Raw genomic sequence first — 11,806 nt, forward strand, 5'->3', positions numbered from 1 at the left:
GAATGTGTTGGTTCTATAACAACGGCTCTCCGAGCACGCAGCTGTAGCGGTGCCCCTTGAGGTTATGGGTTGGCGCGAGCGTTTCGGCGCAGATGGGTTGCGCATGCTGGCAGCGTGGGTGAAAGGCGCAACCGGATGGACGATTCAAAGGACTGGGCGGCTCACCCGGCAGGGGCATGCTCGGCAACGGGCGAGTCGGATTGATGTTCGGAATGGACTGGATCAATGCGACGGTATAAGGATGGCGCGGGGAGCTGAATACGGCCTCCACTGGGCCCTCTTCAACGATCTGGCCGAGGTACATTACCGCTACTCGATCACACAATCGCTGAATGATCGCCAGGTCGTGGGCGATGAACAGAATCGCCAGGTTCATGCGCTGGCGCAGCTCCAGCAGCAGGTTGATGATCTGCCCCTGGATGGAAACATCCAGAGCGGCCACGCATTCGTCGGCGATGATCAGCCGCGGCTCGATGGCCAGCGCCCGGGCAATACCTACACGTTGGCATTGGCCACCACTCAACGAGCCGGGCTTGCGGCTGGCCAGCTCCGACCGCAGACCGACCTGTGTCAGCAATTCATCGACTCGGCGGGGAATCAGTGGTGTAGCGACCTTGCGTTGCACCCGCAGTACTTCAGCAATGGTTTCACCGATGCTCAGCCGCGGATTAAGGGCAGCATAAGGGTCCTGGAATATCATGGCGGTCTCGCGCCGCAGCCGTTCGATGTTGATCTTCCCGCCTAGGGCCATGTCGACCCCATCGAACAGTACTTGCCCGGCGGCAATATCATTGAGGCGCAAGATGGCCCGGCCAAGGCTGCTCTTGCCACTGCCCGACTCCCCCACCAACCCAAGAACTTCCCCTGCGGCCAGACTCAGCGATACACCGTTGACTGCATTCACCCATTGCCTGTTCATCTTGAACAGGCCACTGCCGGGAGCGGCGAAGCGCACCTGCAGATCCTTCACTTGCAACAGCGTCATAACTGACCTGCCGCAGTCAGCGGGTAATGGCAGGCTACCCGCTGCCCCTCAGCCATGATTTGTAAATCCGGCAACAACATCGTGCATTGGCTGCCTTGCTGCAGGCAGCGTGGATTGAAGCTGCAACCGGAGGGCAACGCATCCAGCAGAGGAGGCTGGCCGGCGATGGTCCTGAGCATGGCATGGCCGACGCTGGAGGCGGGTTGGCAGTCGATCAGGCCGGCCGTATAGGGATGCCGCGGTCGAACCAGTAGTTCATGCTTGCTACCGTGCTCGCAGAGCCGACCGGCATACATCACTGCGATGGAATCACAGGTCTGGGCGACGACACCCAAGTCATGGGTGATCAAGATGATCGACAAACCGCGTTGGTCGCGCAAGTCCAGTAGCAGGCGCAGAATTTGTGCCTGCACAGTGACATCCAGAGCGGTGGTCGGCTCGTCAGCGATTAGCACCTGGGGGTTGCAAGCCAATGCCACAGCGATCATCGCCCGCTGACGCATGCCGCCGGAAAACTCATGGGCATAACTGTCGACCCGCCGCGGCGGGTCGGGAATGCCCACTTGACGCAGCACCTCGATGGCCTGTGCCCGCGCTTCACGTTTGGACGCGCCCTGATGCAGGCGAATACCCTCGCCAATCTGCTCACCGATACGCATTAACGGATCAAGGTGACTGCTGGGATTCTGAAAAATCATCCCCAACCGTCGACCACGTATGGCGCGCATTCCGGCTTCGTCCAGCTGTAACAGATTCTTACCGGCAAGCTGCACGGCCTTGCCCTGGACCCGCAGGCTTGGCGATGGCAGCAGACGCATCAAGGCGCGGCAGGCCATAGTCTTGCCTGAACCGCTTTCGCCGACTAGACCGAGGATTTCGCCTTCGGCCAGGTCAAACGACAAGCGATCTACCAGAGTGACGTCGCGCTCACCGTTATGGGCGATCACGCTGAGCTCCTCGACGTGCAGCGCCGGTGTACTCATGAGCGCTCTCCGAGGTGTTCGGCAACACCGTCGGCCAGCAGGCTGAAACCCATTGCCAGGGTGACGATCGCCAGCCCAGGGAAGGTGCAGATCCACCAGGCACTGGTGATAAAACTCTGACCTTCAGCGACCATCGTACCCCACTCGGCGGTAGGTGGCTGAACCCCTAAACCGAGGTAACTGACCGCTGCACCGTTGAGCAACACCAGCACCGCATCGGACATGGAAAACACGATCGAGCCGAATAAGGCGTTGGGCAGCAGATGCCGAAACAGAATGCGTCCATGGCCGAACCCCAGGCTTTTCGCTGCCAAGGCGAAATCGCTTTCCTTGAGCACCAGGATCTGTGAACGGATCAACCGTGCATAGGACACCCAGCCCACTAAGGCCATAGCAACGTAGAAGCTGCTCAAGCCTGGCCCGAGAATGGCCATGATTGACAACATCAGCACCAAAAAGGGGAAGGCCAGGATGATATCGATCAGGCGCATGCAGATCGTGTCGAAGCGGCCACCGATATAGCCGGAGAGTGCTCCAATACAGGTGCCGATCAGGAAAGGGAAAACCACTCCTATAACCGATATCTGCAGGTCGATGCGGGCTCCCCAGATCACTCGGGAAAGAATGTCACGGCCGAAATTATCCGTGCCGAACGGATGCACCAGACTCGGCGCCAGCAAGCGGATATCGGTGTTCTGGGCGATCGGATCGAAAGGCGCGACCCATGGTGCGAAGAGCGCCAGCAACAGCCAGCCAAATAGAATCACCAGCCCCGACGCGATAGCCAGACGGCCGTTGCGCACGCTGAAACGCAGGCGCAAGCACCAGCCTGGAATCATGACCTGGCTGCTCATCGCATGTTCACCCGCGGATCGATCGCCACCGTTACCACGTCGGCTAGGAAGTTGACTACCACGGTGGCACAGGCCAGCACCATGGCGACTCCCTGCACCACCATGTAGTCACGGGTGAAAATGCCACGCACCAGCAATTGGCCGATACCGGGAATGGCGAACAGACTTTCAATGACTACCGTACCGCTGATCAACCAGCCGATATTCACCGCCAGCAGGTTGATCGCTGGCACCAGCGAGTTGGGCAGCACGTGTCGCCGAAATACCGCCCCCTCGGGCAAGCCGCGAGCCCGAGCCGCGGTGACATGATCGGCCTGTAACTCCATGAGCATACTGGCTCGCAGGTTGCGCACCAGAACCGCGGACAGCGCCAAGGCAATAGTCAGGCACGGCAGGAGCATGTGATGCAGCTTGTCCAGCCAGGTACGTCCATAACCCGAGACCGGAAACAACCCCAGTTGCACACTGAACAGCAGTATCAACATGATTCCCAGCCAAAACGCCGGCATCCCAAGGCCGGCGGTGGTGAACAGACGAATCAGGCTATCGCTCCAACCGCCTTTGTTGCGTGCGGCCACCGTTGCCAGAGGCACGGCGATCAGTAACGCCAGCAACACGCTGCCCAGCACCAGGAACAGGGTGGGTTCAATGCGGGTGCTGATCAATTTTAGGGCATCGACCTTATAGAGCAGCGATTGGCCGAGGTCACCCTTCAACAGGTTCTTGAGAAAGAAGAAATATTGCATCCACAGCGGCTGATCGAGACCGTACTGAGCACGAATCCTGATCAGCGCATCCGGCGTGCTGCGTGAGCCCAAGAGTGCCCGAGCCGGGTCGCCAGGAATCGAACGCACGAGCACAAAGGTGATCACGCTGATCCCAAACAGCACCGGTAACAACTGCAGCGGACGGGACAGGATGAAACGATAGCGCGCCAGATTCATTGGCTAGCTCCGATGGCGCTGCAGGAAGTCCAGTAACACCGGGAAATAGGCTTGAGGCTCTTCGTAGAACGGCATATGGCTGCTATTGGGGAAAACATGCAGCTCGGCATCCTTGAGCGCCATTTTCATACGCATCGCGCAGGCCGGCGTCTGTTCGTCATGCTGGCCGGTAGTGATCAGCACCGGCATGTCGAAATCGACCATCTGCTCGATGCGGTTCCAGTTCTTGAGATTGCCGGTGTAGAGAAACTCGTTAGGGCCCTGCATCGTCACGTAAGGCCCCATGTTCCAGTTACTCAGAGAGCGTGCCAACGGCGCAGGCCATTCGTCCAGGCGACAGACATGGCGATAGTTGAGCAGTGTGATGGCCGCCTGGTATTGGGGATGGTTGAGGGTGCCCAAGGCTTCATGGCGTTGCATCATCGCCACAGTTTCGCTGCCTAGGGCACCGCGCAGACGCTCCAGTTCCTGGGACAAGTGCGGGATATCGCCGGCGGTATTTTCCAGAATCAGGGTTTTCACCGACTGGGGGTGATGAATGGCATATTCGATCGCCAACCAGCCGCCCCATGAGTGCCCAAGCAGGTGTATTACGCCCAGATCGAGGGCTTCGCGGACGGTTTCCACCTCCGCGACATAACGCGTAATGTCCCACAGAGATTTGTCGACAGGCTTGGCCGATGCACCAGTGCCTAGTTGATCAAAGGCGATGACGCGCAAGCCCTTGTCCTTGAGCCAACCGTGAGCATCACGTAGGTAATCGCAAGGCAAGCCCGGGCCGCCATTGAGGCAGAACAGCACCTCATGGCCGTCACCGAAGCCATAAACCGCCAGATTGTGGCCATCAACCTCCACGGTATATCGCTGGTCCGGCTCGATTTCACGCCACATTGTTACTCTCCCTGTCAAATGTCAGCCGTGCCGGGTATACGACGCCGTCGTCCCAATTCTACTGGAGGAACCGAGACCCCATAAGCTAGCAATTCTTATAGGTTTGTCTGGCAGTCCCTCGCCCAAGCGTGGCATTCTACTTGCCCGATTTCAGGATTGAAATTAATAAGGGAGCTGAATGGATGCAGACCAAGCTGTCCGACTTCAATAGTCGTCTTCTGTCCGGCAGGAATCTGGACGAACAGATGGACAATGCGTTGCTGATGGTCAAGGAGCTGGGCTTCGACGCCCTGGTTTACGACTACAGTCCTGTGCCGCTGGACCATGAGGGCGCACTGATCACGCCTTCGGTGCTCAAACTGCGCAATACCCCCCGTGATTGGTATTCGCTCTGGTGTGGGGAGGGCTACTACCAAATCGACCCTGTCCAACATCTGGCGGTGAATGCTGTTTCACCCTTTGTCTGGTCCTATCAGCGAGATGCCGACACCATACTGCGGTCGTTCATCGGCCAGAGTCATGCGCCAGTGGTGAGCTATCTGCAGGACTCTCAGATGACCTGTGGTGTGACTGTGCCGATTCATCTACCCAAAGGCGGCTTCGCTACCCTGACAGGCCTGCGTTCAGGCAGTTCCGCAAGTGCATTACAGGATCTCCGTCAGACGCTGGGGGACTTCAGTCTGATTTCTCATTCCCTGCAAGAAGTGGCCTATCCACTGCTCAACAAGGAAGTTCGTGCGAGCCCGTTCCGCCTGACCAGGCGCGAGCGTGAGTGCTTGAGTTGGGCGGCTGAAGGCCTGACCACCGTTGAGATCGCCACTCGACTGAATCGCTCATTGGCCACCATCACCCTGCATCTGACCTCGGCCATGCATAAGCTCGGTGCCAAGAATCGGGTCCAGTCAGTGGTTCGGGCTACGCACTATCGGTTGCTCGATAGCTGAAATAGGGCAAAACCTATCTTTTTCTCTAGTTATTTCGTGGCTTCGCTCCCGCTATCGTGTGCCGTATGGTTTTCAGGGGCGGCACACAAAATGGAATTTATCGGAATACGCGAAGGCTTCGCATCTTTTGGCCCGTATCGGACGTGGTATCGCATTACTGGTGACCTCGGCGATGGCCGCACTCCACTCGTGATCCTGCATGGAGGTCCGGGCTGCACGCACGATTACGTTGACGCTTTCAAGGATATTGCCACGAGTGGATATCCAGTAATTCATTACGACCAACTGGGCAATGGTCGCTCCACCCACCTACCGGAAAAAGACTCCTCGTTCTGGAACGTAGCGTTGTTTCTCGATGAGCTGGAGAATCTGCTGGATCATCTCGGCATTAGCGACAATTACGCACTCCTGGGGCAATCCTGGGGCGGAATGCTGGCCAGCGAACATGCGGTACTTCGGCCTACGGGGCTGCGGGCATTGATTGTCGCCAACTCCCCGGCGGATATGGGTGTCTGGATCCGTGAAGCTCACCGCTTGCGCCTGCTTCTACCTTACGACGTGCAGCAAACCCTCCTTAAGCATGAACGGGCCGGTACTTTGAAATCTGCCGAGTACCTTGAGGCAACACGCGTCTTTTATGATCGCCATGTCTGCCGAGTTACTCCGTGGCCAGGAGAGGTTTCCCGCACCTTTGCCCAGATCGATGCCGATCCTACCGTTTATCACGCCATGAACGGCCCCACCGAATTTCATGTGATCGGCAGCATGAAAGACTGGACCATCATTGATCGGCTATGGCAAATCAGCGTGCCGACCCTACTGATTTCTGGCCTCTACGATGAAGCGACCCCGACCGTGGTCAAACCCTACCTGGATCACATTCCAGATGTTCGCTGGGCACTGTTCGAAAACTCTAGTCATATGCCCCATGTCGAAGAGCGGATGGCTTGTATGGGGACTGTGGTGAGGTTCTTGGATGAATGCTTGTAAGAGGGGGTGTAGTGGTCAACTGATCCCGGACACGACGTTAAGTTTTTTCTCGGCCTGAGCGGGTGCCAGCCCACCGTTGAATTGATGGGGCCGAATTCAGTTGTACCGATGCATCAAAAAATGACTGATATCGCATTGGGCCTCTTAGGCCGTTCGGTAGCCCGTGGTTGGTATCCATTCGGTTTTCAAACTCCGAAATACCCGCTCCATCGACGCATTGTCCCAGCAATCTCCTCGGCGACTCATGCTGTGGGGCATGCGATAACGCCAGAGCCGCTGGCGAAATAAACGACTCGCATACTGGGCGGATTCAACCGGTCATCGCAACACTTTTGATCGAGATGTTTATGGGACGACCTGCAGGCTGGATGGAAGTTGACAGGACGAGGAGCGATACGTTCGTCCAGATTTACGCAAGGTTGTAGCAATGGCCTTGTCTGGATTACTTGATTGACGTCAACCGTATGTGTCGGCCCGCTCTGTATTCTGCGCTGAAACCGACTGTTGGTAGCGCAAGGCTTATCGCTTATGACGGAATTGATGCTGACTCACCTCGACTCACTGGGACGCGCACGAATGGTCGATGTTACGGATAAAGACGTGACGTCCCGAGAAGCAGTGGCTGAGGCATGGGTTCATATGCTTGCCGAGACCCGACAACTGATTGCCAGTGGTGCTCACCCTAAAGGTGATGTCTTTGCGGTAGCGCGGATCGCTGGCATTCAGGCGGCCAAACGCACGAGCGAGTTGATTCCGCTCTGTCATCCGCTGCTTTTGAGCAGTGTTAACGTTGAGTTGAGTTTTGAAGGTGACCAACGCGTACGCATTGTTTCTCGGTGCAAGTTGTCCGGACAGACCGGTGTCGAGATGGAGGCACTGACCGCCGCGAGTGTGGCGGCCTTGACCCTGTATGACATGTGCAAGGCCGTGGACCGGGGCATGAGTATCGAATCGGTGCGGCTGTTGGAGAAACGGGGTGGTAAAAGCGGTTGGTATCAGGCGTTGGAACAATGAAGCTGAATGTTTTGTATTTCTCGCGGTACCGCGAAACGCTGGGCCGTGACGATGAAACGATTGAAGGTGATTTCACTTCTGTCGATCAGTTGCGTCAGCACCTGATACATCGTTCCGGTGTCTGGCGGGTGCTGGCCGAACAGAACCTCATGTGTTCCCGCAACCAGGACATGTGTGGGCTCGATGAGCCGTTGATAGACGGTGATGAAGTGGGTTTTTTCCCAACCGTAACGGGAGGCTGAATCGATGATTCGAGTCCAGACAGGCAGCTTCGACCCCGGTACTGAAATCAACACGCTGCATGCTTTGAGCCTTGATGTCGGCGCGGTGGTGAGCTGCGTAGGGTATGTGCGTGACTCCAACGTCGGACGGGAAGTCGCCGGTCTGTTTCTTGAGCATTACCCCGGGATGACCGAAAAGGTGCTTGGCAAGATCGCCGATGAAGCCCGACAGCGCTGGCCGTTACTTGGATTGCTGTTGATCCATCGAATCGGAGCGTTGCAACCGGGAGAGCCTATTGTGTTTGTCGGCATCAGCAGCAGTCATCGTCAGGCGGCTTTCGAGGCCTGCGCGTTCGTGATGGATTACCTGAAAACCCGCGCGCCATTCTGGAAGAAAGAACAGACGGCCGAGAGTTCCCATTGGGTCGAGGCTCGCAACAGTGATCGCGAGGCGGCGCAACGATGGGATTGACGTTTCCCTCGCTGTGAGTGAATCGTGTTCAGCTGTACTGAGAGCGAGAATCCCATGCTCTATCCGCTATTTGTGACGTTGCATCTGTTTGCCGCACTGATTTTTATCGGCACGGTGTTCTTCGAAGTCCTGTTCCTTGAAAGCATCCGCAAGCAACTGCCCGTCAAGGTCATGTTGCTGGTCGAGCAGGGGATCGGTCGACGTGCCCGCACCTTGATTCCATGGGTTCTGCTGGTATTGTTCGGCGCCGGGCTGGGGATGGTCTGGCTGCGTTATTTGCCGGTCCTTGCAACGCCGATGAGCTCATCATTCGGCACATTGCTGATGTTGAAGATCGTGGTGGCCGTCAGCGTACTGCTGCATTTCCTGGTCGCCATGTTTTTGTTCAAAAGTGGCCGAATGAGTGCTCGATACCTGCATTTCATCCATGGCAGCCTGTTCTGCCACATGGTCGTCATCGTACTGTTGGCCAAGTGGATGTTTTACCTGACGTGGTGACTGTAAGTACCTGGTGTCTGTTGCGCGACAAGCACCTTGCTCGCGCTTGATACAAATCAAGGAGCATTGATCGCCAAACCCCGACACTGGCGGTCCGCAGCCAGTCTCTGAGACCCGTCATGCTCAATTTATTCCACAACCCCGGCGAGCCGAACGCTCGGTGCGATCAAGGCGTGCTCGATCCCAACTGCCATGTCGACACTGAAAAGTTCCATGACGGTATCGGCTCTCTGGATTTGCTTCGTGCATTGCGCGTCAGCCGACAGAAGTGCCGTCCGCTGTCGCTGAATGTGCAACTGCCTTCTAACCTGAAGCCTTCCTTGTGTTCCCCTCGTGATATTTCATGCGAACACAGTGGTGTCGAACACTATCTTCAGCGTCTGCAACATGAGATCGACCTCGTCGGTTGTCACCTGGGGACCGGACAGCGGGTCGAGCAGTTTCATCTGGGGGGCGGAACACCTGCCATCGCCCACCTGAGACGGCTGATGGATCACCTTCGTGGTCGATTCAACTTTCTTGGGCATGAGTGCGCTGACTACAGCGTAGAAGTGGACCTTCACCATACCGATTGGTCGACCATGGGCGTGCTGCGTGATCTGGGATTCAACCATGTCAGCATCGGAGTTCCAGACATCGGTGCCGACAGCGCGATGTCGGTGGCCTGCTACCAGAACCCGGCACCGATCCATTCGCTTATCGATGCCGCTCGTACCTTCGGTTATCGATCCATCAATGTCGATCTGGGTTATGGCCATACCTGGCAGACGCCAGAAAGTTTTGCGTTGAAACTGGCAACCATCATCGAACTGGAGCCGGACCGGCTGCTGGTGTTTGATTACGCCCGGCCACCTCAACGCTATCGGCCAAAGGCCGCAGACGAAATCAGGGCGTTTTGCAATGAGGAAGATAAAGGCGCCATGCGCCAGATCTGTTTTGAACAGTTGATCGGTGCCGGTTATCACTACATTGGGCTGGGGCAGTTTGTCCGACCCGATGACGATTTGGCGATTGCTCAGGAGCGCGGCCGATTACGTCGCAATAGTGAGGGGTTTACCCGTCACGGATATTGCGACCATATCGGGTTCGGTTTGGGCGCTATCAGTCAGATCGACAATTTGTATGCGCAAAACACCGACAAGCTGGAGCTGTATCAGCAGCAACTGGACATGGATCAATTGCCGACGAGCCGTGGCTGGCGCTGTGAGACAGGGAATCAGGTCAGGCACATGGTCGTGGAGCGCCTGGCATGTGATCTGGAGCTGGATATCCAGGCAATCGAGACGCGCTATGGACTGATTTTTCGTCAGTACTTTTCCGCCGTCTGGCCTGTGCTGGAGCAATTGACCCGTGACGGGTTGATTGAGTTGTCTGATCGTTTCATCAGTATTCTTCCGGCCGGTCGGCCGCACGTGGATGCCATCTGCAACCTGTTTGAAAAGGATTCGGGCAGTGCGGGGCATGAGCCCCCATTGCGAATGGATTGATTATGACAATCTCGTTTGATTTCAATCGTGCCCTGGTCGAAAAGTATGACCGCCCGGGGCCGCGCTATACCTCTTACCCGACTGCGCCGCAGTTTCATCAGGCGTTCGCCGTCGATGACTATCAGCGTGCCGCCTCGGACAGCAACCAGGCGGCAACGCCAAAATCGCTGTCGGTGTACATCCACATCCCGTTTTGCAAGAGCCTTTGTTATTACTGCGCCTGCAATAAAATCATTACCCGGAAAACCCACCGCGCCGAGGAGTACCTGACGTATCTCAAGCGCGAAATCGTGATGCAAGCCGCCTTGTTCGACCGCACCCGCAAACTCACACAACTGCACCTGGGTGGTGGCACGCCGACCTATTTGACCAGCGAACAGCTGGCTGAGCTGATGGACTGTCTGCACCAGGCATTTGACATGGATGATAGTGATGACCATGAGTTTTCCATTGAAGTCGACCCTCGCACCATCAGCACTGAACAGATCCAGTCACTGCGTCGGTTGGGATTCAATCGCCTGAGCTTCGGCGTGCAGGACTTCGATCCCGACGTGCAGGCTGCGGTCAATCGTCAGCAAAGTGAAGGGCAAATTTACGCACTGGTCGCTGCTGCGCGTCAGGCGCAATTCAAGTCGATCAGCGTCGATCTTATCTACGGCCTGCCATTGCAAACCGTGAACAGTTTCGACGTCACCCTCGGCAAGATCATCGCGTTGCGCCCGGACCGGATTGCCGCCTACAGCTATGCCCATTTGCCGGAGCTGGTGCGCGCGCAAAGGCTGATTCGTCCGGCCGATATGCCGCCTCCTGAGCGCAAGCTGGAGTTGCTTGAACTGACTATCCGCCGTCTGACCGAGGCCGGTTATGTCTATATCGGCATGGACCATTTCGCCTTGCCGGACGATGAGTTGGCGTTGGCCCGGGCCAATGGCACGTTGCAGCGTAATTTCCAGGGATATTCCACCCACGCCGACTGCGATTTGATCGGTCTCGGGGTGTCTTCGATCGGCAAGGTCGGCGATAGCTACAGCCAGAGCGTCAAGGAGCTTTCGCAGTATTACGCGCGACTGGATCAAGGCTTGTTACCAGTCCACCGAGGTTACCGCTTGAGCGCCGATGATCAGCTTCGCCGTGAAGTGATCAGCGATCTGATGTGTCATGGCCGGATCGACTTCGGCAAGTTTGAAACGCGTCATGCCATCTGCTTTACCGAGTACTTTGCCGATGCGCTGATGCAACTGGACGAGCATGTTCGCGATGGATTGCTGGAGATTCACGAAGATGCGTTGGTGTTGTTGCCTCATGGGCATTTGATGATGCGCAGCGCGGCGATGGCGTTTGACGCCTATCTGGACGGTGATCAAAAAGGCCGGTTTTCACGCACCGTTTGAAGTCCCCGGCACCGGGGATGCGTCAGCGCTGGCCAACGTGATTGTTTTTCAGCTGTCCCAAGGTGCTCGGGGTGTCTACGTTCAGGACTGGGAAGTCGACAACGGTTACACCTTGGGGTAGAGCGATCGGCA

Annotated in this window: 13 protein-coding genes and 2 pseudogenes; 9 read left to right on the plus strand and 6 right to left on the minus strand. The window is 56.8% G+C overall.

What is annotated here, in order from left to right; genetic code table 11:
- Positions 1-13: 13 nt before the first annotated feature.
- From AO353_RS21855 to AO353_RS21875, 5 genes are read right to left on the minus strand one after another with little or no spacing between them, the layout of a single operon-like run.
- The gene (locus tag AO353_RS21855; protein ID WP_054596828.1) at positions 14-985 is read right to left on the minus strand and encodes an ABC transporter ATP-binding protein; all 972 of its coding nucleotides are present in this window, start codon (positions 983-985) and stop codon (positions 14-16) included.
- The gene (locus AO353_RS21860; protein ID WP_054596829.1) at positions 982-1,968 is read right to left on the minus strand and encodes an ABC transporter ATP-binding protein; all 987 of its coding nucleotides are present in this window, start codon (positions 1,966-1,968) and stop codon (positions 982-984) included. Before AO353_RS21860 ends, AO353_RS21855 begins: the two co-directional genes overlap by 4 nt.
- Positions 1,965-2,822 carry an ABC transporter permease gene (locus AO353_RS21865; protein ID WP_054596830.1) on the minus strand — a complete coding sequence of 286 codons (858 nt, stop codon included), beginning with the start codon at positions 2,820-2,822 and terminating at the stop codon, positions 1,965-1,967. Before AO353_RS21865 ends, AO353_RS21860 begins: the two co-directional genes overlap by 4 nt.
- Positions 2,819-3,766, minus strand: a complete 948-nt coding sequence (locus tag AO353_RS21870; RefSeq protein WP_054596831.1) for an ABC transporter permease — start codon at positions 3,764-3,766, stop codon at positions 2,819-2,821. Before AO353_RS21870 ends, AO353_RS21865 begins: the two co-directional genes overlap by 4 nt.
- Positions 3,767-3,769: 3 nt before the next feature.
- Complete coding sequence (locus AO353_RS21875) at positions 3,770-4,657, minus strand: proline iminopeptidase-family hydrolase (protein WP_054596832.1); 888 nt, start codon at positions 4,655-4,657, stop codon at positions 3,770-3,772.
- Between the two features lie 182 nt (positions 4,658-4,839).
- Between AO353_RS21875 and AO353_RS21880 the strand changes: the two genes are divergently transcribed.
- Together AO353_RS21880 and AO353_RS21885 are read left to right on the plus strand one after the other, a co-directional pair.
- Positions 4,840-5,601, plus strand: coding sequence for a LuxR family transcriptional regulator (locus tag AO353_RS21880; RefSeq protein ID WP_054596833.1), 762 nt, complete (start codon positions 4,840-4,842; stop codon positions 5,599-5,601).
- A 90-nt stretch (positions 5,602-5,691) separates the two neighbouring features.
- Positions 5,692-6,591, plus strand: a complete 900-nt coding sequence (locus tag AO353_RS21885; protein WP_054596834.1) for a proline iminopeptidase-family hydrolase — start codon at positions 5,692-5,694, stop codon at positions 6,589-6,591.
- Between the two features lie 15 nt (positions 6,592-6,606).
- Here AO353_RS21885 and AO353_RS30870 read toward each other — a convergent pair.
- Positions 6,607-6,903: pseudogene (locus tag AO353_RS30870) on the minus strand (integrase core domain-containing protein); the annotation flags it as partial.
- Positions 6,904-7,131: 228 nt separating this feature from the next.
- Here AO353_RS30870 and moaC point away from each other — a divergent pair.
- From moaC to AO353_RS31650, 7 genes and pseudogenes are all read left to right on the plus strand, one after another.
- Positions 7,132-7,605: a cyclic pyranopterin monophosphate synthase MoaC gene (gene moaC, locus AO353_RS21890; protein WP_054598297.1), complete on the plus strand. Its 474-nt coding sequence runs from the start codon at positions 7,132-7,134 to the stop codon at positions 7,603-7,605.
- The gene (locus AO353_RS21895) at positions 7,602-7,847 is read left to right on the plus strand and encodes a MoaD/ThiS family protein (RefSeq protein ID WP_054596835.1); all 246 of its coding nucleotides are present in this window, start codon (positions 7,602-7,604) and stop codon (positions 7,845-7,847) included. The genes moaC and AO353_RS21895 overlap by 4 nt, the downstream gene beginning before the upstream one ends.
- A gap of 4 nt (positions 7,848-7,851) precedes the next feature.
- Positions 7,852-8,298 (plus strand): molybdopterin synthase catalytic subunit MoaE, encoded by a 447-nt coding sequence (moaE, locus tag AO353_RS21900; RefSeq protein WP_054596836.1) that lies wholly within the window; start codon positions 7,852-7,854, stop codon positions 8,296-8,298.
- A 54-nt stretch (positions 8,299-8,352) separates the two neighbouring features.
- Positions 8,353-8,796, plus strand: coding sequence for a CopD family copper resistance protein (locus tag AO353_RS21905; RefSeq protein WP_054596837.1), 444 nt, complete (start codon positions 8,353-8,355; stop codon positions 8,794-8,796).
- Positions 8,797-8,915: 119 nt separating this feature from the next.
- Entirely contained in the window at positions 8,916-10,283 is a 1,368-nt protein-coding gene (locus AO353_RS21910) for a hypothetical protein (RefSeq protein WP_054596838.1), read from the plus strand.
- Positions 10,284-10,285: 2 nt separating this feature from the next.
- Positions 10,286-11,674 carry an oxygen-independent coproporphyrinogen III oxidase gene (hemN, locus tag AO353_RS21915; RefSeq protein ID WP_054596839.1) on the plus strand — a complete coding sequence of 463 codons (1,389 nt, stop codon included), beginning with the start codon at positions 10,286-10,288 and terminating at the stop codon, positions 11,672-11,674.
- 16 nt (positions 11,675-11,690) lie between these two features.
- Positions 11,691-11,795, plus strand: a pseudogene (locus AO353_RS31650) (short-chain dehydrogenase); the annotation flags it as partial.
- Between the last annotated feature and the right edge of the window lie 11 nt (positions 11,796-11,806).

Origin of the sequence: Pseudomonas fluorescens (assembly GCF_001307155.1) — a bacterium.
Lineage (GTDB): Bacteria > Pseudomonadota > Gammaproteobacteria > Pseudomonadales > Pseudomonadaceae > Aquipseudomonas > Aquipseudomonas helvetica.

Coding starts and splice junctions, on each gene's coding strand:
- AO353_RS21855 (WP_054596828.1), bottom strand. CDS start 985: ATGACGCTGTTGCAAGTGAAGGATCTGCAGGTGCGCTTCGCCGCTCCC.
- AO353_RS21860 (WP_054596829.1), bottom strand. CDS start 1,968: ATGAGTACACCGGCGCTGCACGTCGAGGAGCTCAGCGTGATCGCCCAT.
- AO353_RS21865 (WP_054596830.1), bottom strand. CDS start 2,822: ATGAGCAGCCAGGTCATGATTCCAGGCTGGTGCTTGCGCCTGCGTTTC.
- AO353_RS21870 (WP_054596831.1), bottom strand. CDS start 3,766: ATGAATCTGGCGCGCTATCGTTTCATCCTGTCCCGTCCGCTGCAGTTG.
- AO353_RS21875 (WP_054596832.1), bottom strand. CDS start 4,657: ATGTGGCGTGAAATCGAGCCGGACCAGCGATATACCGTGGAGGTTGAT.
- AO353_RS21880 (WP_054596833.1), top strand. CDS start 4,840: ATGCAGACCAAGCTGTCCGACTTCAATAGTCGTCTTCTGTCCGGCAGG.
- AO353_RS21885 (WP_054596834.1), top strand. CDS start 5,692: ATGGAATTTATCGGAATACGCGAAGGCTTCGCATCTTTTGGCCCGTAT.
- moaC (WP_054598297.1), top strand. CDS start 7,132: ATGCTGACTCACCTCGACTCACTGGGACGCGCACGAATGGTCGATGTT.
- AO353_RS21895 (WP_054596835.1), top strand. CDS start 7,602: ATGAAGCTGAATGTTTTGTATTTCTCGCGGTACCGCGAAACGCTGGGC.
- moaE (WP_054596836.1), top strand. CDS start 7,852: ATGATTCGAGTCCAGACAGGCAGCTTCGACCCCGGTACTGAAATCAAC.
- AO353_RS21905 (WP_054596837.1), top strand. CDS start 8,353: ATGCTCTATCCGCTATTTGTGACGTTGCATCTGTTTGCCGCACTGATT.
- AO353_RS21910 (WP_054596838.1), top strand. CDS start 8,916: ATGCTCAATTTATTCCACAACCCCGGCGAGCCGAACGCTCGGTGCGAT.
- hemN (WP_054596839.1), top strand. CDS start 10,286: ATGACAATCTCGTTTGATTTCAATCGTGCCCTGGTCGAAAAGTATGAC.